Origin of the sequence: Nocardioides sp. zg-1230, assembly GCF_013155335.1 — a bacterium.
Taxonomy (GTDB): Bacteria; Actinomycetota; Actinomycetes; order Propionibacteriales; family Nocardioidaceae; genus Nocardioides.
In genome coordinates this window covers 776,683-797,716 of record NZ_JABJQZ010000004.1, presented here as the reverse complement: position 1 = coordinate 797,716, position 21,034 = coordinate 776,683, and the positions used below count along the sequence as shown (strand labels likewise).

The window sequence follows — 21,034 nt, the reverse complement described above, 5'->3', positions numbered from 1 at the left end:
GCTCAGGCGCGCTGCACGGCGCCGGTGCGCTCGGCGGCGAGCGCGACGGCGGCGTCGCGGGCCGCGGCCGCCTCGCCCTCCTTGAGCGTGCGGTTCGGCGCCCGGAAGCGCAGGGCGTAGGCGAGGGACTTCTTCCCCTCGCCGACCTGGTCGCCGGTGTAGACGTCGAAGAGGCGGATGGACTCGAGCAGCTCGCCCGCGCCCTCGCGCAGCGCGGCCTCGACGTCGGCCGCGGGCACCGTGGCGTCGACGACCAGCGCGACGTCCTCCTTGGCGACCGGGTAGGACGAGAAGGCGGGCGCCTTGCGCAGGTGCACCGACCGGGCGATGAGCAGGTCGAGGTCGACCTCCGCGGCGACCGTTCGCTTCGGGAGCCCGAACGCCTGGCACACCGTGGGGTGCACCTCGCCGGCGTGCCCGATGACCTCGCCGTCGACGGACAGCTCGGCGCAGCGGCCGGGGTGCCACGGCGCGAGCTCGACGGCCGACGCGGTGACCTCGAGGCCCAGCGCCGCCGCGACGGCTCGTACGGCCTCGACGGCGTCGGCCCACGAGAAGGGGCGGGCCTCGCCCCACCAGCCGCCGGAGACCGCGTCTCCGGTGCCGACCAGCACGAGGTGCAGCGGCTGGGCGGGCAGCGCGGCGTCGAGCGCCTCGAGCTCGGCCTCGGTCGGGCGCCGGTCGACCGGCAGGATCGCCGCCGGCCCGGCGTGGCGGGGCAACGTGACGGTGCCGGTCTCGAAGATCGCGACGTCCGTGGTGCCGTGGCTGACGTTCTTGCCGGCCGCGCGCAGCACACCCGGAAGGAGCGTCGAGGTCATGAACCCGGCCTCGGTGTTGAGCGGGTTGGACAGCCGGAGCAGGTCGCGGCGCGGGTCGTCGGCTGCGAGCCCCAGTGCGTCGAGGTCTGCCTCGCCCACGAACGGGAAGCTCACCACCTCGACGTAGCCCTCGCCGGCGAGGGTGCGCCCGATGCGACGTCGCAGCTGCTGCGGGCGGGTCAGGCCGCGTCCCGACGGCGGCGTCGGGAGGACCGACGGGACCTGGTCGTAGCCGACGAGCCGGACGACCTCCTCGGAGAAGTCCTGGGCGTCGGTGAGGTCGGGTCGCCACGGGGGTGGGGTCACCGACAGGGTCCCCGACCCGACGACCTCGCAGCCGACCGCGCGCAGGCACTCCACCGACTGCTCCTCGGTGATCGGCATGCCCGACACCCGGGCGGCCAGGTCGCCCGCGACCTCGACCACCGGCATGGCCGGCGGGGTGCCGACGACGGTGACGCCGGGGTGGGCCGTGCCGCCGCCGTGCTCGACGAGGAGCTCGACGACCCGGTCGGCCGCGGCCTCGCAGATCGTCGGGTCGACGCCGCGCTCGTTGCGCTTGCCGGCCTCGGAGGTGATCTTGTGCCGGCGGCCGGTGCGGTACATCGACACCGCGTCCCAGTGGGCAGCCTCGATAAGGATCGAGGTGGTGGTGCCGGAGATCTCGGTGGTCTCCCCGCCCATCACACCGCCGAGCCCGATGATCCCGGAGTCGTCGGTGACGACGAGGTCGCCGGGGTCCAGCGTGCGGGCCGTGCCGTCGAGGGTGGTCAGCTTCTCGCCCTCGCGCGCACGGCGTACGACGATCGCGCCCTGCAGCGTGTCGGCGTCGTAGCCGTGGATCGGACGGCCGGTCTCCAGCATGACGTAGTTGGTCACGTCGACGGCCAGCGAGATGGGGCGCATGCCGGCAGCGGTGATGCGGCGGACCATGAAGTCGGGCGTCGGGGCCGCGGGGTCGAAGCCGTCGACCCGACGCGCCACGAACACCGGGCAGCCCTCCGCGTCCTCGACGACGACCGGGTGGCCCTCGTCGTTGGCCGCCGGGGTGTCGCGCAGCGCAGGGTCGCGGAAGCCGGTGGCGCCCTCGACCGAGACGAGCACCTCGCGGGCGATGCCGCGCAGGGAGAGCGCGTAGGCCCGGTCGGGGTTGACCTCGAACTCGATGGTCTCGTCGTCGAGGCCGAGCACCGGACGCACGTCCTGCCCGGGCTCACCGGCGTCGGGCGGCAGCACGATGATGCCGTCGTGGTCCTCGCCGAGCCCCAGCTCGCGGGCCGAGCAGATCATGCCGGCGGACAGGTGGCCGTAGGTCTTGCGGGCGCCGATCTCGAAGCCACCCGGGAGCACGCCGCCGGGCAGCACCGTGGCGACCAGGTCGCCGGGCGCGAAGTTGTGGGCGCCGCAGACGATGCCCTGCGGCTCGCCGGTGCCGTTGGCGTCACCGACGTCGACGGTGCACCAGTTGATGGTCTTGCCGTTCTTCTGCGGCTCCGGCTCCATCGTGAGCACGCGGCCGATCACCAGCGGGCCGGTGATGTCGCGGCCGGGACTGACGATGGCCTCGAGCTTGAGACCGGTCAGCGTCAGCCGATCGGTGATGTCCTCCGTTGTGGTGCCGGCGGGCACGTCGACGAGGTCCAGGATCCAGGACAGGGGTGCCTTCATCGTGTCTTCTCCCCTCTCAGATCTCGGTGCCGAACGCGCTGCTGAACCGGACGTCGCCCTCGAAGAGCGGCCGCAGGTCCTCCAGGTCGTGGCGGAACATGAAGGACCGGTCGATGCCCATGCCGAAGGCGAAGCCGCTGTAGACCTCCGGGTCGACCCCGCAGGCCACCAGGACGCGCGGGTTCACCACGCCGCAGCCGCCCCACTCGATCCAGCCCTCGCCGCGGCACGTGCGGCAGGAGTCGGAATCGACGCCCCGGCACACGAAGCACTTGACGTCGACCTCGGCGGACGGCTCGGTGAAGGGGAAGTAGGACGGCCGGAAGCGGGTCGTGATGTCGTCGCCGAAGAGCTGCGACGCGAAGTGGTCGAGCGTGCCCTTGAGGTGGGCCATGGTGATGCCCTTGTCGACCACGAGGCCCTCGACCTGGTGGAACATCGGCGAGTGCGTGGCGTCGTACTCGTCGGTGCGGAACACGCGTCCCGGGCAGACGACGTAGATCGGTGGGGTGCGGGTCAGCATCGTGCGGGCCTGGACGGGCGAGGTCTGGGTGCGCAGCACCACGTGGTCCTCGGCCGGCTCGGTCCAGAAGGTGTCCTGCATGGTGCGGGCCGGGTGGTCGGGACCGAGGTTGAGGGCGTCGAAGTTGAGCCACTCCGCCTCGACGACCGGACCCTCGGCGATCTCGTAGCCCATGGCCACGAACAGGTCGGCGATGAGCTCGGACTGCAAGGTGAGGGGGTGCCGTCCACCGCGCCGGCGGCGCGTCGTGGGGAGTGAGACGTCTACGGTCTCCTCGACGAGCATCCGCTCCTCGTGCTCGGCCTCGAGGACGGTCTGTCGGGCGGCGATCGCCTGGTTGACCGCGCCGCGGGCCTGGCCGACGCGCTGGCCGGCCTCCTTGCGGGCCTGCGGGGGCAGGGCGCCGATCTCGCGGTTGGCGAGGGCCAGGGGCGAGCGATCGCCGGCGTGGTCGAGCCGGACCTGCTTCAGGGCGTCGAGGTCGGCGGCGTCCGCGATCGCGGCCAGTGCCGCCTCACGCATCGCCTCGACCTGGTCGGCCTTGAGCGGGGTCACCTCGACTGGGTCGTAGTCGGTGTTGGGGCCGGACATGGCTCCCTTTCCTCACGAGCGACAGGGGTCGCCGCGCAGTCTAGAAGTGGATGAGCGTCGGGTCGGACGGGGTACTCCCCGGACCCACGACGTCAGCTGCCCGACGGACCAGGTCCGGGGCGGAGAAATCGCAGGCTCGTGTCCACGGGGACGACTCTACTCGCCGAAGGCGGTCCACACGCCAGCGCAATCCTCCCCGAGACCGGAGCCGTACGCCGACCCGGCGGGCGCCGGCAGCAGGCCGAGGTCGGTGAGCGGTGCCTCGGCGCGGTTGCGGGCCAGGTTCCAGGCGCGCGGGTCGTCGAGGGCCTCGGGCCTCATCCGGTCGGCCGGGAGGTCCTGCAGGACGCAGCGGGCGACGTCGGCCGGCAACCGGTCGGCGATGACCGGCGTGGCGTCGACCGAGAGCGTCTGGAGGTAGCGCAGGTCGAGGTCGCCGGTGGCCTCCCAGCGATCGAGGTTGCGCCCGGCCACCCACGCGTCGGGGTTGACCGCGGCCAGGCCGACGAGGGCCACGGCTCCGGAGACCAGTGCGATGCGCGGGAGCCACGCCCCGCGACCGGCGACGCCGGCGACCATGATCGCGAGCACCACGAAGCCGAGCCAGCCCTCGAAGACGTCGACGAAGAGACGCAGCGTCGTGAAGCCGTAGGCGTCCTGGTAGACCGACATCCCGCGCAGCGCGGACGCGACGACCAGCAGGGTGAGTGCGCAGAGCAGGCCGAGGGAGCCGAGGAGCCAGCGGCGGTCCCCGGCGTCGCCGCCCGCCCTCCGCGCCGCGATCCACACGACCAGCACCGTCAGTGCGGTGGCGAGGGTGAGCTGGCCGAAGCCCTGGTGGACGTAGTCGGCATAGGTGAGCCCGGTCGTGGCCTCGATGTAGTCGCGGCCGCCGACCAGGGCTCGCGCCTGCGCGGCGATGAAGGCGATGAAGACGGCGTCGACGACGAGCACCGGGACCAGCCACTCGAACCGGTTGGCGAGCGCCGACGGACGTCGGCCACCCAGCACCTCGACGTCGGCCGGGTTCAGTGCGAGATAGGCGGCGCCCAGCGTCGCGGCGAAGACGAAGCAGGCCAGGAAGGCTCGTCCGACGAGGTCGTTGAAGGTCAGGTTGGGCACGAGCTGGTCGACCCAGGAGCCGAAGACGGGGTTGGCGCTGGCGAAGATCGTGCCGAAGACCGCGAGGCCGAGCAGCGACCACACCGTCGTACGCACCACCGCAGGCGTGCGCGAACCGGTGCCCGCGATCCGCAGCGAGCGACCGAACCACGGCAGGCCCCGCAGCGACGCGAGCGGCCACGCCACCCCGGACAGCAGGATGCCGGGCATCGTGCGGGCTCCGGTCACGCCGCACAGGAAGACCGCCGCAGCGACGACGAGGCCGAGCATCTGCACCCACCAGGCGTCGAGGAGCGTCATCGGCAGGACGAGCAGGACGGCCAGACCGGTGCACACGAGGGTCCAGGGCTCCCGCCGCCGACGCGCGGTGGCCAGGGCAGCAGCTCCGCACGTCAGGGCGACGAGGGTCCAGGTGATGCCGACCGCGGTGAACGACAGGGCGATCCCGGCCACGAGCCCGGCTCCTGCCGCCGCGGCCACCGTCCGGAGCCCGTGCGGGCCGCCCCGGTCCGGCCAGAAGCGGCCGAACAGCCCGTCGAGCCCGGTCTGCGGGCCCGCGGGGGCAGGCGGCACCTCGTCGGCAGCGGGTGTGGCCGCGGCCGAGGTGGTGGTCGAGGTGGTGGTCGAGGTGGTGGTCGAGGTGGTGGTGGACGGCGTCACGACACGGGTCGCACGGGTGGGGGCGCTCGGGACCTCGAGACGCAGCCGGGCGCCGTGCCCGGACTCGGGGTCGAGGAACCGGAGCGTCCCGTCGTGGAGCTGCGCCACCCACCGCGCCACGGCGAGCCCGAGGCCCGTGCCGCCGGCACCGTCGGTGCCGAAGCGCTCGAAGACGCGTTCGCGGTCCTCGGGCGCCACTCCCCCGCCGGCGTCGACGACCTCCAGCCACCACGAGCCGTCGGTGGTCCCGGCGGCGAGGCGCACGGGGGTCTCTGCGGGCGCGTGGCGCGCGGCGTTGTCCACCACGTTGACGAGCAGCTGGCGCAGCCGGGCGGGGTCGCCGGCCACCACGAGGTCGTCGGCGACGTCGATCGCGACGTCGCCGTCCCGGCCGGTCGCGCGCACCTGGGCAACGGAGTCCTCGACGAGCGCGCGCAGCGCCACGTCCTGCCGGTCGAGGTCCACGACGCCGGCCTCGAGCCGGGAGAGCTGGAGCAGGTCCTCGACCAGCCTCCCCAGCCGCTGCGCCTCCTCGAGCGCGGCGGCGAGGTGCTGGGGGTCGGCCGGCACCACCCGGTCGGCGAGGTTCTCGAGCAGCGCGGTCATGGCCGTCAGCGGCGTACGGAGCTCGTGCGAGACCGTGGCGATGAGGTCGCGGCGCTCGCGGTCGACCGTCGCGAGGTCCTCGGCCATGCGGTTGAAGGCGGCGGCAAGCTGGCCCACCTCGTCGGTCGCCGACGTGCGCACCCGCCCGGTGTAGTCGCCGCGAGCCATCGCCTGCGACACCTCGGTCATCCGCCGCAGGGGGGCGACCATGCCGGCGGCGAGCAGCTGCGTGACGCCGAGCGCGAGCGCGACGCTGACCGGCAGCACCAGCAGGGCCGGGACGTCGGCGGCCGAGCCGAGCAGCGTGAGCAGCACCGCGGTGACCACGGAGGCGACGACGAGCAGGCCGAGCTTGGCCTTGAGGCTGGAGACGGTGTCGAGCCAGGCGCTCATCGCAGGTCCTCGAGGGCGTAGCCGACGCCGTGGACCGTGCGGATGCGTGCGGCACCCACCTTGCTGCGCAGAGCTTTGACGTGGCTGTCCACGGTGCGGGTGGCGCTGGCGCTCGCCCAGGCGTCGCCCCAGTCCCAGACCTCGCGCAGCAGCCGCTCGCGGCTGAGTACCTGACCGGGGGTCCGGGCCAGGCACAGCAGCAGGTCGAACTCGGTCGGGGTGAGGTGCACGGCTTCGCCGTCGACCGTCGTACGCCGGGAGCCGGGGTCGAGGCGCACCCCGCCCACCTCGATGGTGGCGGGCCGCTCCTCCGCCAGCGCGGCCGCACGCTCGACGCGTCGCAGCAGGGCGGAGACGCGGGCCACGACCTCCCGCATGGAGAACGGCTTGGTGAGGTAGTCGTCGGCGCCGACGCCGAGGCCCACGAGCACGTCGGCCTCGTCGTCGCGCGCGGTGAGCATCAGCACGGGCACGGGACGTGCGGCCTGGATCCGGCGACACACCTCGAGGCCGTCGAACCCCGGCAGCATCACGTCCAGCAGCACGACGTCGGGCTTCACCGCTGCCGCCGCCTCGACCGCCGAGGGCCCGTCGAAGGCCTGCTCGACGGCGTAGCCCTCGGCCCGGAGCCGCTGGGCGAGGGCGTCGTTGATGGTGCGCTCGTCCTCCACCACGAGGGCGGTCCTCGGTCGGGGTGCGGGAGCCGTGCGGGAGGTCATGCCACGACCCTAGGAGTGCAGGTGGGTCGGGTGCGGGGACGACTCGTGAAGGTTGTGTGGAGGTCGGCGCCGGTCACTCCGGGCGCAGGTCCTCGCGCGGCCAGTCGACCATGACGCGGGCGCCGCCTCCGGGGGCGTCGTCGATGGTCACCCAGCCGCCGTGCGCCCGCGACAGGCCGCCGACGATGTACATGCCGAGACCGCTGCCGCCGGAGTCGCCGGTGGTCCAGAACTTCGTGAAGACCCGTCGGCGCAGCTCCGCCGGGATGCCGTCCCCCTCGTCGTCCACGGTGATGCGGACGCCGTCGAGGTCCTCGGAGCGGGCCAGCCGGACCCGCACCTGGCCCAGGCCGTGGCGTACGGCGTTCTCGACGAGGTTGGTGACGACCTGGGTGAACTTGTCGGGGTCCGCGAAGACCTCGGGCAGGTCGGGCTCGACCTCGAGGCTGATGCCCCGCGCGGTGCCGGCCTCGATGGAGTCCACCACGCGGCGCACGAGCACCTCCGCCGACACCTCCCGCGGATAGAGCTGGAGCCGGCCCGTGTCGATCCGGGCCACGTCGAGGAGCTCGGCGATGAGCCGGGAGAGCCGGTCGGCGTCGGCGTTGACCGTGGTGAGCATCAGCTTGCGCTGGTCGTCGGTCAGCTTGTCCCACCGGTTGAGCAGCGCCTGCACGAAGCCCTTGACCCCGGTCAGCGGCGAGCGCAGCTCGTGGGCGACGGTCGCGACGAGGTCGGAGCGCTCGCGGTCGAGCCGCGCCCGGCCACGGCCGCTGCGGAGGCCGACCGCGATGCCGATGACCCGGCCGAAGGGCTCCTCACGCACGAGCCGCGCCGTGGTGAGGACCTCGTCGCCGGAGGCATTGAGCCACGACTGCTCCGGCACGCCGCGGGTGATCGAGATGGCGTCGAAGGGGCGGTTCACGTCGAGCCAGGTCCGGCCGTCCTGGTCGAGCAGCCGCAGGACGTCGGTCAGCGGCAGGCCGAGTGCCCGCTCGGCGTCGACGCCGAGCAGCGCGGCACCCTGGGCGTTGAGGATCGTCACCACGCCCTCGCGGCTGGCGCCGAGGATGCCGTCGGGGTAGAAGTCGGCGAGCGTGCGCAGCCGGCTCGGGCGGGCGGCGTCCACCCGGTGGCGCGGGGCGTAGCCGTCGTCTGACACGCCCCGAACCCTAGTGGTCGTGCCTAGGCGTCGCGCCCACCCCGCGCCGCCGCCTTGGGCCGGCGGAGACCGGCTGCGCGCAGGGCGACGGCGAGCTCGCGCGACGAGACCGGTCGGGCGCCCGCGGCGACCAGGGCGTCGTACGCGTCTGCCGGGACGTCGTAGTGGTCGCGGTCCCAGCCACGGGACGGGATGCCGTGGGCCGCCGCGAAGGCGTGGACCTCGTCGTAGGAGGTGTCGCTGGCCAGATGGGACCAGAGCCGGTCCCAGCGCGGCACGGCTGGCGGATCGATGAGGATCATCGCCGGCCCGCCCGCTGAGCCCGCGCGCTGGCGTAGAGGCACACCGCCGCGGCGGTGGACAGGTTGAGGCTCTCGGCTCGCCCGTGGATCGGGATGGCGACACGATGGTCGGCCAGGGCTGCCAGGTCCTCGGGCAGCCCCCACGCCTCGTTGCCGAAGAGCCAGGCGGTGGGACCGCTGAGGTCGGCGTCGAACAGGTCCACCTCACCGGCTCCGTCGGCGGCCAGGACGGTGAGTCCTCGCGCCTGGGCGGAGCGCACGGCCGCGACCGGGTCGGGGTCCACCGCGAGGGGCAGGTGGAAGAGGCTGCCGACCGTGGCGCGCACGGTCTTCGGGTTGTAGGCGTCGACCGACTGCCCGGCCAGCACGACCGCGTCGGCGCCGGCCGCGTCCGCCGTACGGATCACGGTGCCGGCGTTGCCGGGGTCGCGCGCGTCGGCGCAGATCGCCAGCAGGCGGGGCGAGGCGCGCACGACGTGCTCAAGCGGCGCGTCGAGGTGGCGGCAGACGGCGACCACCCCGGCCGGTGACACCGAGTCGGACAGCGACGCGAGCGCGCGGTCCTCGACCAGCGTGACGGGCGCCGTCGCCAGCAGCTCGGCGTGCTGCTCCAGCGCGAGCGGCGTCGCGAAGACCTCGACGACGCACCCCTCTACGCCGAGGGCGCCCTCGACGGCCTTCGGCCCGTCAGCGAGGAAGAGCCGCCGCTCGGTGCGTACCGAGCGGCGGCTCAACTTGCGAGCCTCCTTGACGCGACTGTTTCCAGCGGTCAGTGGAGTGCTCATGTGGTTCAGGCGCGCTTGATCAGGCACTGACCTTGGGCGCGTTGACATCCTCGGGCAGCGCGGCCTTGGCGGCCTCGACGAGCGCGGCGAAGGCCGGCGCGTCGTTGACGGCGAGCTCGGCGAGGATCTTGCGGTCCACCTCGATGCCGGCCAGGCCGAGGCCCTGGATGAAGCGGTTGTAGGTCATGCCGTTCGCGCGGGCAGCGGCGTTGATGCGCTGGATCCACAGCTTGCGGAAGTTGCCCTTGTTCTTGCGCCGGTCGTTGTAGCTGTAGACCAGGGAGTGGGTGACCTGCTCCTTGGCCTTGCGGTAGAGGCGCGAGCGCTGGCCGCGGTAACCGCTGGCGCGCTCGAGGGTGGTACGACGCTTCTTCTGGGCGTTCACTGCGCGCTTGACGCGTGCCATGGTGCTACTCCTTGATGCAGGGGAAAGTCAGACGGACGGCGGCTGAGCCACCAGGGTGGTGCGGTGGGTGAGGCTCAGATGCCGAGCATCTTCTTGGCGCGTGCGACGTCGCCCTTCTCGAGCTCGACCATGCCGGCGTTGCGGCGGTGCTTCTTGCGGCTGCCGGTGGTGGGCGCGGACGCGAACGCAGCGCCGGACTTGCGGCCGGCCTGCAGGCGCATGATCTTGCCCGAGCCGGTCACCTTGAAGCGCTTCTTCGCGCCCGAGTGGGTCTTGTTCTTCGGCATGTCTGCCTCAACTTCCTTGTGCGTGGTTCGGGGGGTGAATCGCGGTTGGTGCGGGGTGGGCGAGCGGGCTCAGGCCGTTGTCACGGCTTCGCCGCGACGTGCTCGATCGAGCCCTTCGCTTCGCTCAGGCCTCGATCTCAGGATCGAGGTTCTCGGAGCGGCGACGCTCCTTCTTCTGCGCGACCGGTCCGGCAGCGTGGGCGGCCTCCCGCTCGGCGTCCTCCTCGGCCTTGCGGTCCGCACGCGCCTGCTCCTTGCTGGCCCGGGCTGCGTCGGCGTCGATCTTGGCGTCGGCCTTCTTCTTGTGCGGGCCGAGGACCATCGTCATGTTGCGGCCGTCCTGCTTGGGCGAGGACTCGACGAAGCCCAGCTCCTGGACGTCCTCGGCCAGCTTCTGCAGCAGGCGGAAGCCCAGCTCGGGGCGGTGCTGCTCGCGGCCGCGGAACATGATCGTGATCTTGACCTTGTCCCCGGCACCCAGGAACCGCACGACGTGACCCTTCTTGGTCTCGTAGTCGTGCTTGTCGATCTTGGGACGAAGCTTCATCTCCTTGATGATCACGTTCGTCTGGTTGCGGCGCGACTCGCGGGCCTTCTGGGCGTTCTCGTACTTGAACTTGCCGTAGTCCATGAGCTTGCAGACCGGGGGGCGTCCCTGGGGAGCGATCTCGACGAGGTCGAGGTCGGCCTCCACGGCCAGCTTGAGTGCCTGGTCGGTCGGCACGATGCCAACGGTCTCGCCGTTGGGTCCTACGAGCCGGACCTCGGGTACGCGGATCCGGTCGTTGATGCGCAGCTCGGTGCTGATGGGTCCTCCAGTGGTTCGGGTGGGTGGGAGTCCCTGTCTCACCGGTCATGTGGGCCGGAAAATGGACAATGGCTCCCGCTGTTGCCAAGCGGGAGCCAGTCACGACACGTCCCCCTGCCGGGGAACTGAGGTGTCCACGTCCGTCTCGCGACGAGCGTGGCTCTGGACCGGGACCCGACGATCTGTGGTGCTGGGCGATCGATGCGGGTGGGAGACGGGTGGTGCGTGCCTCCGCTTGGCGGGATCGGTGGCACCGGTGGAGCGTGGTGTCACTGATCGGTCAACACAAGAGGTTAGCGGATCATTCCGCCGACGGGCCAATCCAGCCGTGCCCGCCCGAGGCGTCGCCCATCGCCACCAGCCGCCACCCGGCGGCGAGCCGGGTGAGGTCGTCGCCGTCGACGACGTACGTCGCCGGGCCGGCCAGGTCGACCAGCAGCGCCTCGGCGCCGTCCTGGATCGCCGCGGTGGCCGCCGTCGCCGCGGGCACCGGTACCGGGCGCGCGCCGGGGTCCCACCGGGCCATCGAGGCGGTCGAGGTGAAGGCCAGCAGGCCCTTGCTGCCGTCGGCGGCCTGCACCAGGACCGCGGCCATGTCGGAGGTCTTGTCGTGGGCCAGACCGCGCTCGTCGACCTCCACCTCCCCCAGCACCGCGACGACCGGCACCAGCAGCCGCGCGTCCTGCAGGAGCGCGAGCACCGCGCCCGAGGTCGCGGCCCCGGCCGCGTGGTCGACCAGCGCGCGGGTGAGCCGCGGATCGGCGTCCCCGGCGTCGTCGGCGAACCCCGGGTCGGGGATGGTGCGCTCGAGGCGGTCGTCGGAGGCCATGGCGCCATCCTCTCCCGGACGTGGTGCGCTGTGGGAGTCTGGAGAGGTGGAAGGGACTACCTGGGCCGCACTGACCGCCGCACTCACCGTCGCGGGTGCCATCTGGACGTGGATCGCGTTCCGTCGCAGGGGTGCGGCCAACGGCCTCCGTGCCATGGGCTTCACGCTGCTCCCGGCAGCGGCCTGGCTGACCGGGACGCTCGAGATGGTCACCGAGATCGCCGGCTCCGTCACCGACTGGGCGACCACCCTTGTGTTCGACGTACGCACGTGGGTCGGCGTCGGGCTCGCCGGACTCGCCGTCGTGCTGTGGTTCGTGAGCGGCATCATCCGCGACCGACAGCTCGCCCGCGCCCAGGCCGCAGGTGTCGGCCGCACGTCCGGGGGCCGTGACGCCCTGCCTGAGGCCTCCTCCACCCGGACCGGTCCGACCTCGCGCCCTGCCGTGGACGACGAGATGGCCGACATCGAGGCGCTGCTGCGCAAACGAGGCATCGAGTGAGCGACCGGCTCGTCGACCGCAACCGCCTGTGGTCACGGCTCGACACCGCCATCGCCGGTCTCCCCGAACCCCCGTCGACACCGATCGCTGTCGTCGACCTCGACGCCTTCGACGCCAACGCCGACGACCTGGTGCGCCGCGCGGGTGGCAAGCCGATCCGGGTGGCCTCGAAGTCCCTGCGCGTGCCCGCCCTGATCGAGCGGGCGCTGGCGCACGACGGGTTCGCCGGTGTCCTGGCCTACACGCTCGCCGAGGCGCTCTGGTTGCACGAGACCGGCATCAGCGACGACATCGTCGTGGCCTACCCCACTGTCGACGTGGCGGCGCTGCGCCGGCTGACCTCGTCACCCTCGGCCGCGGCAGCGATCACCCTGATGGTGGACGACCCGGCCCACCTCGACGACGTGGACTCGACGCGCTCCTCGCGGGCGGTGCCGGTCCGGGTCGCGCTCGACGTCGACGCCGGGCTGCGGTTCGGCGGGCAGCACGTCGGGCCCAAGCGCTCGCCGCTCTTCGACACCGCCGACGTCGTCGCGATGGCGCGGCGGGTCGTGGACCGCGACGGCTTCCGCCTCGTCGGCGTGATGACCTACGAGGGCCAGGTGGCGGGCGTCCAGGACTCGGTGCCCGACCAGCGCGCCCGCTCCCGCGTCGTACGACGCCTCAAGAAGGCGTCGATGTCACAGCTCGAGGTGCGCCGCCGCGAGATCGCCGAGGCGCTCGCCGACGTGGTGTCGCTGGAGTTCTGGAACGGCGGCGGGTCGGGGTCGGTCGAGGCCACGGCCGCCGATGCCGCCGTCACCGAGATCGCCGCCGGCTCCGGGCTGCTGGTGCCCGGCATCTTCGACCACTACGCCTCCTTCGAGCCGCGCCCGGCGGCGTACTTCGGGCTGCGCGTGACGCGCAGGCCCACCCCGGCGATGGTCACCGTCCACGGCGGTGGCCTCATCGCCAGCGGCGCGACCGGCGCGGACCGCTCCCCCGTCCCGTGGGCGCCGCCTGGGCTGCACCTGACGGGTCTCGAGGGCGCCGGGGAGGTGCAGACCCCGCTGACCGGCCACCCGGCAGCGATGCTGGGGATCGGGGACCTGGTCTGGTTCCGCCACGCCAAGTCGGGCGAGCTCTTCGAGCACGTCCGCGACGTGCACCTCGTGCGTGGGGAGACCGTCACCGAGGTGGTGCCGTCCTACCGCGGCTGCGACCGTGCGTTCTGAGGCTCCGCCCGACCCTCACGCCGTCGCCGACGCGATCGCCGCCCGGGTGATGGGCGCTCCCCCGACGCTCGGTGCCGGGCGGCTGGTGTGCGTCGACGGCCCGGCCGGGTCCGGCAAGACCACGCTGGCCGCCGCCCTCGCCGACGTCGTGCCGGGGGCTCACGTCGTCCACTGCGACGAGCTGCTGCACGGGTGGCGCGGGCTGCCCGGTCTCGCCGGCACGGTCGAGTCGTTGCTCGAGCCGCTGGCGCGCGGTGAGCAGGGCCGGTGGACGCGCTGGGACTGGCTCGCCGACGACTGGGCGGAGACCCACCCCGTCGAGTCCGGTGGGCTGCTCGTGCTGGAGGGGGTCGGCTGCTGGTCGCCCGGGATCGCGCACCTCGTCGGGGTCCTGGTGTGGGTCGAGGCGGAGTCGTCGCTGCGGCTGCGCCGCGGCATCGAGCGCGACGGGGAGCAGATGCGCCCGCAGTGGGAGCAGTGGCGGCTCGACGAGGACGCGCTGTTCGCCCGGCTCGGGACCCGCTCCCGGGCCGACCTGGTGGTCGTCACCGGCTGAGCCGCGTGGCGGTGCGCCGGGAGGCCCCCCGCTGATGTCTAGGGTGACCGCCATGGTGTTTCCGAGCGGTGACCAGTACGAGATCTCGGCCGCGGGGTACACCGCGGTCGTCACCGAGGGCGGGGCGGCGCTGCGCGTGCTCCGGCACCACGGGCGGGACCTCGTGCACGGCTTCGCGGAGACGGAGATGTCCACCGGCGGGCGGGGCCAGCTGCTGGTGCCGTGGCCCAACCGGATCCGCGACGGTCGTTACTCCTTCGGCGGGCAGGACCTGCAGCTCGGCCTCACCGACCCGCGCACCGGCAACGCCTCGCACGGACTCGCGCGCTGGGCGCCCTGGACGCTCGAGGAGCACACCGCGACGTCGGTGTCGCTGGTCCACCGCCTCATGGCGCAGACCGGCTACCCGTGGGCGCTGGACCTCCACGTGCTGTACGACCTGTCGGCGGACGGCCTCGTCGTCACCCAGACGGCGACCAACCTCGCGCCGGACCCGGCGCCCTACGCGAGCGGGGCGCACCCCTATCTCTGCGTGGGCGACGCGATCGAGGACCTCGAGCTGACGTTGCCCGCACGGACCCGGCTGGTCCTCGACGAGCGCCAGCTCCCGACGGGGGTCGAGCCCGTCGGCGACGACCTCGACTTCACCTCCGCCCGTCGCATCGGCGACCTGGCGCTCGACCACGGCTTCGGGGACCTGCAGCACGTCGAGGGACGGGCCCGGGTGACGCTCGCCGACCCGTCGGGCGGACGCGGCGTCGCGCTCTGGGTCGACGAGCACCACCGGTGGCTCCAGGTCTTCACGCCCCCCGCCGACGGGCCGCGTCCGGCCCTCGCGGTGGAGCCGATGACGGCCCCTGCCGACGCCTTCAACTCCGGCACGGACCTCGCCACGCTCGCCCCGGCCGGCACCGCCGGCGACGAGCTGTCGGTCCAGTGGGGCATCCACGCTCTCTGAGCTGGGTGCCTAGTGGTCGGCCCGGTCGATCAGCGCACGCAGCTGGCGCACGCCGTCGCGGGCGGCCTTGCCGTCGGAGCCCTGGAACGCCATCGCGGAGATGGTGGTGCCGTCGGCGAGGTCGAGGGTCGCCCACGGCGCGCCGGCCGGCAGGTGCACGCCGAGCACCTGCTCCCACTCCAGGCGCCGGGTGCGGAACCCGTTGACGACCACGAGCGCGGCCTGCTCGGCGGTGACCCGCGCGCGACCGAGGGCCCAGCCGATGACCGCGAACCCGGCGCCCATCGCGAGCAGGGTGAGCCGCTGCAGGATGTTGAACTTGGCGCGTGTCTCGTCGTCGAAGCCGAACCACGCCGCCGCGCACACGACGAGCAGCATCACGCCGAGGCCGATCACCGCGAACCGCACGCCCATGGGCCGCCAGGTGTGCGGCAGCGTGGGCGCGGCGGGACGCTCAGAGGCGGCAGGCATGGATGTCGGTGAGGAGGATGGCGCGGGCGCCGATCGACCAGAGGTCGTCCATCAGGCGTTGCGAACCGGCGCGCGGCACCATCACGCGCACGGCCACCCACCCGGCCTTGCCGAGCGGGGAGATGGTCGGGCCCTCGCGGCCCGGGGCCAGCTCGGTCGCCCGCTCGAGGTGCCGCTCCTCGATGTCGTAGTCCATCATCACGAAGCTGCGCGCCACGAGCACGCCCTCGATCCGACGTCGGAAGACCTCGAAGTCCTCGGACACCTCACCGCCGCGGGTGATCAGGACGGCCTGGGAGTCGAGGATGACCTCGCCGAAGGTCTCGAGCCCGGCGGCGCGCAGGGTCGAGCCGGTCTCCACCACGTCGGCGATGACGTCGGCCACGCCGAGCTGGATGCTGGTCTCGACCGCCCCGTCGAGGCGGGTGACGGTCGCGTCGATGCCGTGGCGGAAGAGGTAGTCCTCGACCACGCCGACGTACGACGTCGCCACGCGCAGGCCGTGGAGGTCCTGCAGCGAGGAGTAGCGCCCGGCGGGGCCGGCGAAGTGGAACCGCGAGCGGCCGAAGCCGAGGTTCATGACCTCCTCGGCCTTGGCGCCGGAGTCGAGGAGCAGGTCGCGGCCGGTGATGCCGACGTCGAGGGTGCCCTCACCTACGTAGAGCGCGATGTCGCGCGGGCGGAGGTAGAAGAACTCGACGTCGTTCTCGGTGTCGACGAGCGCGAGCTCCTTGGAGTCGCTGCGCTGGCGGTAGCCCGACTCGCGGAGGATGTCGGTGGCGGCCTGGGACAGCGACCCCTTGTTGGGGACGGCGATGCGGAGGGTCATGGCTGGCTCACTGGATCACAGTCATCGGGGTTCACAGGTGGGCGTAGACGTCGTCGAGGGTGAGGCCGGAAGCGAGCATGAGAACCTGCGCGTGGTAGAGCAGCTGGCTGATCTCCAGCGCCGTCGCGTCCTTGCCCTCGTGCTCGGCGGCCATCCAGGACTCGGCGGCCTCCTCCAGCAGCTTCTTGCCGATGGCATGGACGCCGGCGTCGAGCTGCTGCACGGTGCCGGACCCCTCGGGCCGCTCCTCGGCCTTGGCGGACAGCTCCGCCCAGAGCTCCTCGAACGTCTTCACGAGGAGCAAGCCTAGGCGCTCGCCCCCGCCGTGCCGCCCACCGGGCCCGGGCACGGACCACCCGTCGGAGTGGTTGCGCTGTCGGAGCCGCGGGCTACAGTCGCAGCATGAGCGAATCGAACATCTCTTCGAACCCCGACCCGACCACCGACACCGCGCCCGACGACCCGCAACAGGAGGTCCTCGGCGGGCCCCAGGGCGACACCACGCGCAAGGACCCGGAGGAGTGGGTGACCGGCGACGAGCCGATGACCGGCGCCCAGCGCAGCTACCTCGACACCCTCGCCCGCGAGGCCGGCGAGCAGCTGCCGGCCGACCTGACCAAGGCCGAGGCCTCTGAGCACATCGACCGGCTGCAGTCGGCGAGCGACCGGACGAGCTAGCCCGCCCGCACCGCCCGCAGCACACGGGCGGTGTCGAGCGCGGCGGCCGTCGCCTCCCAGCCCTTGTCCTCCGCCGAGCCGTCGAGGCCGGCTCGGTCGAGGGCCTGGTCCTCGGTGTCGCACGTGAGGACGCCGAAGCCGACCGGCACGGCGTGGTCGACGCTGACCTGGGTGAGCCCGTCGGTCGCGGCGGAGCAGACGTAGTCGAAGTGCGGGGTGCCGCCACGGATCACGACGCCGAGCGCCACCACGGCGTCGTACCCCTCTCGGGCGAGCGCGGCCGCGACCACCGGGAGCTCGAAGGTGCCGGGCACCCGGATCACCTCGGGCTCGTCGATGCCGTACGCCGCCAGCGCGCGCTCGGCGCCACCGACCAGGCCGTCCATCACCTGGGTGTGCCAGCTCGCGGCGACGACGGCCACCTTCAGGTCGCTGGCGTCGTAGGGCTGCGAGGTCGGTGCGCCGGCGCCGCTCATGCGGGTTCTCCTTGGTGTTCGGTCTGGTGTTCGGCCTGGTGGTCGATCGCCACGTCGGGCAGGTCGACCGAGGGAAGGTCGTGGCCCATCCGCTCCGCCTTGGTGCGGAGGTAGGACCGGTTGTGCTCGGTCGGGTGGATGGTGAGCGGGACGCGCTCGGCCACGTGGATGCCGAAGTCCTCGAGGCTGGCCGTCTTGTCCGGGTTGTTGGTCATCAGGCGCACCGAGGAGATGCCGAGGTCGCGCAGCACCTGGGTCGCCGTGCCGTAGTGGCGGGCGTCGGCGGGCAGGCCGAGGTCGAGGTTGGCGTCGACGGTGTCGCGACCGCCGTCCTGGAGCTGGTAGGCCTGCAGCTTGGCGACGAGGCCGATGCCGCGTCCCTCGTGGCCGCGGAGGTAGACCACCACTCCCCTGCCCTCGGCGACGATCGCCCGGAGCGCCTCGTCGAGCTGGGGGCCGCAGTCGCAGCGCTCGCTGCCGAAGACGTCGCCGGTCAGGCACTCGCTGTGCACCCGGGTGAGCACCGGCTCGCCCCGCTCGACGGCCCCGTCGACGTCGCCGTAGGCCAGTGCGACGTGCTCGCTGTCGTCGATGGTGATGCGGTAGCCGTAGGCGGTGAACTCGCCGTGCCGGGTGGGCAGCCGCGTCTCGGCGACGCGCTCGACGTGGCGCTCGTGACGGCGGCGGTAGCGGACGAGGTCCTCGATCGAGATCATCGCCAGGCCGTGCTCGTCGGCGAACGCGCGCAGCTCGGGTGCACGCTTCATCGTGCCGTCGTCGTTGACCACCTCGACCAGCACGCCGGCAGGGGTGAGCCCCGCGAGGCGGGCGAGGTCGACCGCCGCCTCGGTGTGCCCGCGGCGCACCAGCACGCCACCCTCGCGGTAGCGCAGCGGGAACACGTGACCGGGGCGGGTGAGCTCCCACGGCTCGGTGGCGGAGTCGGCCAGAGTCCGGGCCGTGCGGGCCCGGTCGGCCGCGCTGATGCCGGTGCTCACGCCGTCGCGGGCGTCGACCGAGATGGTGTAGGCGGTGCGCAGCTTGTCCTTGTTGTGGGGGGTCATCAGCGGGATCTCGAGCCGCTCGAGCATGTCGCCAGGCATCGGCACGCAGATGACGCCGCTGGAGTGGCGGATGGTGAAGGCCATCAGCTCGGGCGTCGCCTTCGCGGCGGCGAAGATGATGTCGCCCTCGTTCTCGCGGTCCTCGTCGTCGACGACCACGACCGCCCGGCCGGCGGCGATGTCGGCGACGGCCCGCTCGACGGTGTCGAGCCGCACGCGGTCCTCGGCGCTCACGCGGACACCGCCTCGGTGCTCCGCCCGGCCTCGGTGGTGTCGACCACGGTGCGGCTGGCGCGCAGCCAGACCACGAAGCCGATCACCACGAAGACGGCGTAGAAGAGGTACATCCCGGCGGTCGGGTAGTAGCCGGCCTGCACCAGCGTGGTCACGCCGACGATGTCGACGAGGATCCAGATGAGCCAGAACTCCACCCAGCCGCGCGCCATGCCGTAGGTCGCGAGCATCGAGCCGGCGAGGATCCACGCCTCGGTGGTCGGGCCCCACGAGCCGAGCACCTGCGTCAGGAGGACGTACGCCGCTGCGTAGCCGACGACGCCGAGGACCAGCAGCTGAACCCGCTCGGCACCCGTCGCCCAGCGGGGTGCGATGGCGCCGCCGTCGGACGCGCCGCCGGAGCGGCGTACCTGCGTCCAGCGCCACCAGCCGTAGAGGGACACCGCCGCGAAGAACACCTGGCGGCCGGCCTGGCCCCACAGCGGCTCGTCGATCTGGCCGGACAGCTCACCGGTCGCGAAGACCGTGAAGAGCAGGACGTTGCCGACCAGGCCGATGGGCCAGGCCCACACGAGCCGCCTCATGCCGAGGATCGCGCTGGCGAGGCCGAACAGGTTGCCGATCACCTCGCGGGCGCCGAGCTCGCCGCCCGGCACCGGGATCGTGCCGTGGATGAGCCATTCGAGCAGGGACATCAGGACTCCTGGGTGGGGACGTAGGCGCCGAGCAGCTTCTCGACGTGCTTGGCGATGACGTCGGCCTCGAGGTTGACCAGGTCGCCGACGCGGCGGCTGCCGAGCGTCGTACGGGCGAGGGTCTCGGGGATGAGGCTGACGGTGAAGCTGTCCTCGAAGGCCTCCACGACCGTGAGGCTGACGCCGTCGACGGTGATCGAGCCCTTGTCGACGAGGTAGCGGTCGAGGTCGCCGGGGAGCGAGATCTCCACGACGTCCCAGTGCTCGCTCGGGGTGCGCGACAGCACCTCGCCGACGCCGTCGACGTGGCCCTGGACGATGTGCCCGCCGAGGCGCTTGTCGACGGTGACGGCGCGCTCGAGGTTGACCCGGTCGCCGGGGACGACACCGCGCAACGACGTCTTGTCGAGCGTCTCCTGCATCAGGTCGGCGGTCCACCGCCCGTCGCCGAGCTCGGACACCGTGAGGCAGCAGCCGTTGACGGAGATGGAGTCGCCGAGGCCGGTGCCCTCCAGCACGGTCTCGGCCTGGACGGTGAGCCGGATGGCGTCACCCTGGTCGACGACCTCGGCGACGGTGCCGAGCTCCTCGACGATGCCGGTGAACATTCAGCTGCTCCTTCGGGTTGCGCGGGGGGTCATGGTGAGGCGGACGTTGGTGTCCTCGCCGTCGTGGCCCTGCAGGACGTGCACGTCGTCGACGTGCAGGTGCCGGGCGTCGGCGATGGTGGTGATGCCGAGGTCGGCGACGGCACTCGTGCCGGCGCCCAGCAGCATCGGGGCGACGTAGGCGACGACCTCGTCGACGAGACCGGCGTCGAGGAAGGCCCGCGCGAGCGTGGGACCGCCTTCGAGGAACACGTGCTGGCGGTCCATCGCGAACAGCTGCGCCAGGGCATCGCCCGGCTCGCGGGTGCGCAGCCGCACCGTCTGCGCGCGGTCGTTGAGCACCCGGCGGTCACCACGCAGGTCGCGCAGGCCCATGACCGCCCGCAGTGGCTGGACCGGGACCGGCTGGTCGAGCTCGTCACGCACCGTGAGCTCGGGGTCGTCCACCTCGACGGTGTGGGTGCCGACGAGCATCGTGTCGCACAGGCCGCGCAGGCGGTGGGTGTCGAGGCGGGCGGCGCGGCTGGAGACCCAACGGCTGGTTCCGTCGGCCGCGGCGCTGCGCCCGTCGAGGGTGGTGGCGAACTTCCAGGTGACGAAGGGGCGCCCGTGCTGCATGGCGAAGCTCCAGACCCGGTTGACCGCGGCGGCCTCGTCCGCCAGCAGCCCGCCGACGACCTCGACGCCCGCCTCGCGCAGCCGGTCGGCCCCACCCCTGGCGACGGGGTTGGGGTCGGCCTGCGCGTGGACGACGCGTCGTACGCCGGCGGCGAGGAGGGCCTCGCTGCACGGACCGGTGCGCCCGGTGTGGTTGCAGGGCTCGAGCGTGACGACGGCAGTGGTGCCGCGGGCGGCCTCACCGGCGGCCGCGAGCGCGTCGACCTCGGCGTGCGGCGATCCCGCCCCGCGGTGGAAGCCCTCCGCGACCGTCGTGCCGTCCGGCGCCAGCAGCACGCAGCCGACACGGGGGTTCGGACCCAGGGGGACGCCCGGCGTCGCGGCGAGCTGCAGCGCGCGCTGCATGGCGCGCCGCTCTGCCTCGCTGGTCGTCATCTCCGCCTCCGGTC

Annotated in this window: 24 protein-coding genes; 5 read left to right on the top strand and 19 right to left on the bottom strand. The window is 72.9% G+C overall.

Translation table 11 applies throughout. The annotated features are described in order from the left end of the window. Positions 1–2 precede the first annotated feature (2 nt). From pheT to HOO61_RS15765, 11 genes are all read right to left on the bottom strand, one after another. On the bottom strand, positions 3–2,489 hold the full coding sequence (gene pheT, locus HOO61_RS15815) for a phenylalanine--tRNA ligase subunit beta (RefSeq protein WP_172259995.1): 2,487 nt from the start codon (positions 2,487–2,489) through the stop codon (positions 3–5). 16 nt (positions 2,490–2,505) lie between these two features. Then, entirely contained in the window at positions 2,506–3,603 is a 1,098-nt protein-coding gene (pheS, locus tag HOO61_RS15810) for a phenylalanine--tRNA ligase subunit alpha (protein WP_172259993.1), read from the bottom strand. A gap of 156 nt (positions 3,604–3,759) precedes the next feature. Then, positions 3,760–6,384, bottom strand: a complete 2,625-nt coding sequence (locus HOO61_RS15805; protein WP_172259991.1) for a DUF4153 domain-containing protein — start codon at positions 6,382–6,384, stop codon at positions 3,760–3,762. After that, on the bottom strand, positions 6,381–7,103 hold the full coding sequence (locus tag HOO61_RS15800; protein ID WP_172259989.1) for a response regulator transcription factor: 723 nt from the start codon (positions 7,101–7,103) through the stop codon (positions 6,381–6,383). Before HOO61_RS15800 ends, HOO61_RS15805 begins: the two co-directional genes overlap by 4 nt. A 73-nt stretch (positions 7,104–7,176) precedes the next feature. Continuing rightward, complete coding sequence (locus tag HOO61_RS15795) at positions 7,177–8,265, bottom strand: ATP-binding protein (protein WP_367650202.1); 1,089 nt, start codon at positions 8,263–8,265, stop codon at positions 7,177–7,179. Positions 8,266–8,288: 23 nt separating this feature from the next. Next, positions 8,289–8,567, bottom strand: coding sequence for a DUF4031 domain-containing protein (locus HOO61_RS15790; RefSeq protein WP_172259987.1), 279 nt, complete (start codon positions 8,565–8,567; stop codon positions 8,289–8,291). Continuing rightward, positions 8,564–9,352: an RNA methyltransferase gene (locus tag HOO61_RS15785; protein ID WP_172259985.1), complete on the bottom strand. Its 789-nt coding sequence runs from the start codon at positions 9,350–9,352 to the stop codon at positions 8,564–8,566. The genes HOO61_RS15790 and HOO61_RS15785 overlap by 4 nt, the downstream gene beginning before the upstream one ends. Positions 9,353–9,371: 19 nt before the next feature. Continuing rightward, positions 9,372–9,758 carry a 50S ribosomal protein L20 gene (gene rplT, locus HOO61_RS15780; protein WP_090971165.1) on the bottom strand — a complete coding sequence of 129 codons (387 nt, stop codon included), beginning with the start codon at positions 9,756–9,758 and terminating at the stop codon, positions 9,372–9,374. Between the two features lie 74 nt (positions 9,759–9,832). After that, positions 9,833–10,045, bottom strand: coding sequence for a 50S ribosomal protein L35 (locus HOO61_RS15775; RefSeq protein WP_090971167.1), 213 nt, complete (start codon positions 10,043–10,045; stop codon positions 9,833–9,835). A 124-nt stretch (positions 10,046–10,169) separates the two neighbouring features. Next, positions 10,170–10,895, bottom strand: coding sequence for a translation initiation factor IF-3 (infC, locus tag HOO61_RS15770; RefSeq protein ID WP_367650201.1), 726 nt, complete (start codon positions 10,893–10,895; stop codon positions 10,170–10,172). A 259-nt stretch (positions 10,896–11,154) separates the two neighbouring features. After that, positions 11,155–11,682 carry an SseB family protein gene (locus tag HOO61_RS15765; RefSeq protein ID WP_172259983.1) on the bottom strand — a complete coding sequence of 176 codons (528 nt, stop codon included), beginning with the start codon at positions 11,680–11,682 and terminating at the stop codon, positions 11,155–11,157. Positions 11,683–11,728: 46 nt separating this feature from the next. Between HOO61_RS15765 and HOO61_RS15760 the strand changes: the two genes are divergently transcribed. Genes HOO61_RS15760 through HOO61_RS15745 form a run of 4 tightly spaced genes read left to right on the top strand, consistent with a single transcriptional unit; the run spans position 11,729 to position 14,912 of the window. After that, a complete protein-coding gene (locus HOO61_RS15760) occupies positions 11,729–12,184 on the top strand; it encodes a cellulose synthase (protein ID WP_172259981.1) in 456 nt (151 codons plus the stop codon). Continuing rightward, positions 12,181–13,398, top strand: a complete 1,218-nt coding sequence (locus tag HOO61_RS15755) for an amino acid deaminase/aldolase (RefSeq protein WP_172259979.1) — start codon at positions 12,181–12,183, stop codon at positions 13,396–13,398. Before HOO61_RS15760 ends, HOO61_RS15755 begins: the two co-directional genes overlap by 4 nt. Beyond that, complete coding sequence (locus HOO61_RS15750; RefSeq protein ID WP_367650200.1) at positions 13,388–13,954, top strand: uridine kinase; 567 nt, start codon at positions 13,388–13,390, stop codon at positions 13,952–13,954. Before HOO61_RS15755 ends, HOO61_RS15750 begins: the two co-directional genes overlap by 11 nt. A 52-nt stretch (positions 13,955–14,006) precedes the next feature. Further along, positions 14,007–14,912, top strand: coding sequence for an aldose 1-epimerase family protein (locus tag HOO61_RS15745; RefSeq protein ID WP_172259977.1), 906 nt, complete (start codon positions 14,007–14,009; stop codon positions 14,910–14,912). Positions 14,913–14,921: 9 nt separating this feature from the next. Here the strand turns inward: HOO61_RS15745 and HOO61_RS15740 are convergent, their stop codons facing one another. The 3 genes from HOO61_RS15740 to HOO61_RS15730 are packed head-to-tail and all read right to left on the bottom strand — an operon-like array spanning position 14,922 to position 16,507. Continuing rightward, positions 14,922–15,383, bottom strand: coding sequence for a PH domain-containing protein (locus HOO61_RS15740; protein ID WP_172259975.1), 462 nt, complete (start codon positions 15,381–15,383; stop codon positions 14,922–14,924). After that, on the bottom strand, positions 15,367–16,212 hold the full coding sequence (hisG, locus tag HOO61_RS15735) for an ATP phosphoribosyltransferase (protein ID WP_172259973.1): 846 nt from the start codon (positions 16,210–16,212) through the stop codon (positions 15,367–15,369). Before hisG ends, HOO61_RS15740 begins: the two co-directional genes overlap by 17 nt. Positions 16,213–16,243: 31 nt before the next feature. Then, positions 16,244–16,507 carry a phosphoribosyl-ATP diphosphatase gene (locus HOO61_RS15730; RefSeq protein WP_172259971.1) on the bottom strand — a complete coding sequence of 88 codons (264 nt, stop codon included), beginning with the start codon at positions 16,505–16,507 and terminating at the stop codon, positions 16,244–16,246. Positions 16,508–16,614: 107 nt separating this feature from the next. Between HOO61_RS15730 and HOO61_RS15725 the strand changes: the two genes are divergently transcribed. Beyond that, positions 16,615–16,890 carry a DUF3072 domain-containing protein gene (locus HOO61_RS15725; protein ID WP_172259969.1) on the top strand — a complete coding sequence of 92 codons (276 nt, stop codon included), beginning with the start codon at positions 16,615–16,617 and terminating at the stop codon, positions 16,888–16,890. Here HOO61_RS15725 and ribH read toward each other — a convergent pair. Genes ribH through ribD form a run of 5 tightly spaced genes read right to left on the bottom strand, consistent with a single transcriptional unit; the run spans position 16,887 to position 21,020 of the window. Continuing rightward, positions 16,887–17,366 carry a 6,7-dimethyl-8-ribityllumazine synthase gene (gene ribH, locus HOO61_RS15720; protein ID WP_172259967.1) on the bottom strand — a complete coding sequence of 160 codons (480 nt, stop codon included), beginning with the start codon at positions 17,364–17,366 and terminating at the stop codon, positions 16,887–16,889. The two genes, HOO61_RS15725 and ribH, sit on opposite strands and share 4 nt — an antisense overlap. Further along, positions 17,363–18,664 carry a bifunctional 3,4-dihydroxy-2-butanone-4-phosphate synthase/GTP cyclohydrolase II gene (locus HOO61_RS15715; protein ID WP_172259965.1) on the bottom strand — a complete coding sequence of 434 codons (1,302 nt, stop codon included), beginning with the start codon at positions 18,662–18,664 and terminating at the stop codon, positions 17,363–17,365. Before HOO61_RS15715 ends, ribH begins: the two co-directional genes overlap by 4 nt. Next, positions 18,661–19,359: a nicotinamide riboside transporter PnuC gene (pnuC, locus tag HOO61_RS15710; RefSeq protein ID WP_172259963.1), complete on the bottom strand. Its 699-nt coding sequence runs from the start codon at positions 19,357–19,359 to the stop codon at positions 18,661–18,663. The genes HOO61_RS15715 and pnuC overlap by 4 nt, the downstream gene beginning before the upstream one ends. Beyond that, positions 19,359–19,967 carry a riboflavin synthase gene (locus HOO61_RS15705; protein WP_172259961.1) on the bottom strand — a complete coding sequence of 203 codons (609 nt, stop codon included), beginning with the start codon at positions 19,965–19,967 and terminating at the stop codon, positions 19,359–19,361. The genes pnuC and HOO61_RS15705 overlap by 1 nt, the downstream gene beginning before the upstream one ends. Further along, entirely contained in the window at positions 19,968–21,020 is a 1,053-nt protein-coding gene (gene ribD, locus HOO61_RS15700; protein WP_253942402.1) for a bifunctional diaminohydroxyphosphoribosylaminopyrimidine deaminase/5-amino-6-(5-phosphoribosylamino)uracil reductase RibD, read from the bottom strand. It lies immediately after the preceding gene. Between the last annotated feature and the right edge of the window lie 14 nt (positions 21,021–21,034).

Bases quoted from the DNA above. Each gene is read 5' to 3' on its own strand.
- pnuC (WP_172259963.1), bottom strand. From the start codon at position 19,359: ATGTCCCTGCTCGAATGGCTCATCCACGGCACGATCCCGGTGCCGGGC.
- ribH (WP_172259967.1), bottom strand. From the start codon at position 17,366: ATGAGCGGCGCCGGCGCACCGACCTCGCAGCCCTACGACGCCAGCGAC.
- ribD (WP_253942402.1), bottom strand. From the start codon at position 21,020: ATGACGACCAGCGAGGCAGAGCGGCGCGCCATGCAGCGCGCGCTGCAG.
- HOO61_RS15775 (WP_090971167.1), bottom strand. From the start codon at position 10,045: ATGCCGAAGAACAAGACCCACTCGGGCGCGAAGAAGCGCTTCAAGGTG.
- pheS (WP_172259993.1), bottom strand. From the start codon at position 3,603: ATGTCCGGCCCCAACACCGACTACGACCCAGTCGAGGTGACCCCGCTC.
- HOO61_RS15745 (WP_172259977.1), top strand. From the start codon at position 14,007: ATGGTGTTTCCGAGCGGTGACCAGTACGAGATCTCGGCCGCGGGGTAC.
- HOO61_RS15740 (WP_172259975.1), bottom strand. From the start codon at position 15,383: ATGCCTGCCGCCTCTGAGCGTCCCGCCGCGCCCACGCTGCCGCACACC.
- hisG (WP_172259973.1), bottom strand. From the start codon at position 16,212: ATGACCCTCCGCATCGCCGTCCCCAACAAGGGGTCGCTGTCCCAGGCC.
- pheT (WP_172259995.1), bottom strand. From the start codon at position 2,489: ATGAAGGCACCCCTGTCCTGGATCCTGGACCTCGTCGACGTGCCCGCC.
- HOO61_RS15805 (WP_172259991.1), bottom strand. From the start codon at position 6,384: ATGAGCGCCTGGCTCGACACCGTCTCCAGCCTCAAGGCCAAGCTCGGC.
- HOO61_RS15765 (WP_172259983.1), bottom strand. From the start codon at position 11,682: ATGGCCTCCGACGACCGCCTCGAGCGCACCATCCCCGACCCGGGGTTC.
- HOO61_RS15725 (WP_172259969.1), top strand. From the start codon at position 16,615: ATGAGCGAATCGAACATCTCTTCGAACCCCGACCCGACCACCGACACC.
- HOO61_RS15790 (WP_172259987.1), bottom strand. From the start codon at position 8,567: ATGATCCTCATCGATCCGCCAGCCGTGCCGCGCTGGGACCGGCTCTGG.
- rplT (WP_090971165.1), bottom strand. From the start codon at position 9,758: ATGGCACGCGTCAAGCGCGCAGTGAACGCCCAGAAGAAGCGTCGTACC.
- HOO61_RS15785 (WP_172259985.1), bottom strand. From the start codon at position 9,352: ATGAGCACTCCACTGACCGCTGGAAACAGTCGCGTCAAGGAGGCTCGC.
- HOO61_RS15800 (WP_172259989.1), bottom strand. From the start codon at position 7,103: ATGACCTCCCGCACGGCTCCCGCACCCCGACCGAGGACCGCCCTCGTG.
- HOO61_RS15705 (WP_172259961.1), bottom strand. From the start codon at position 19,967: ATGTTCACCGGCATCGTCGAGGAGCTCGGCACCGTCGCCGAGGTCGTC.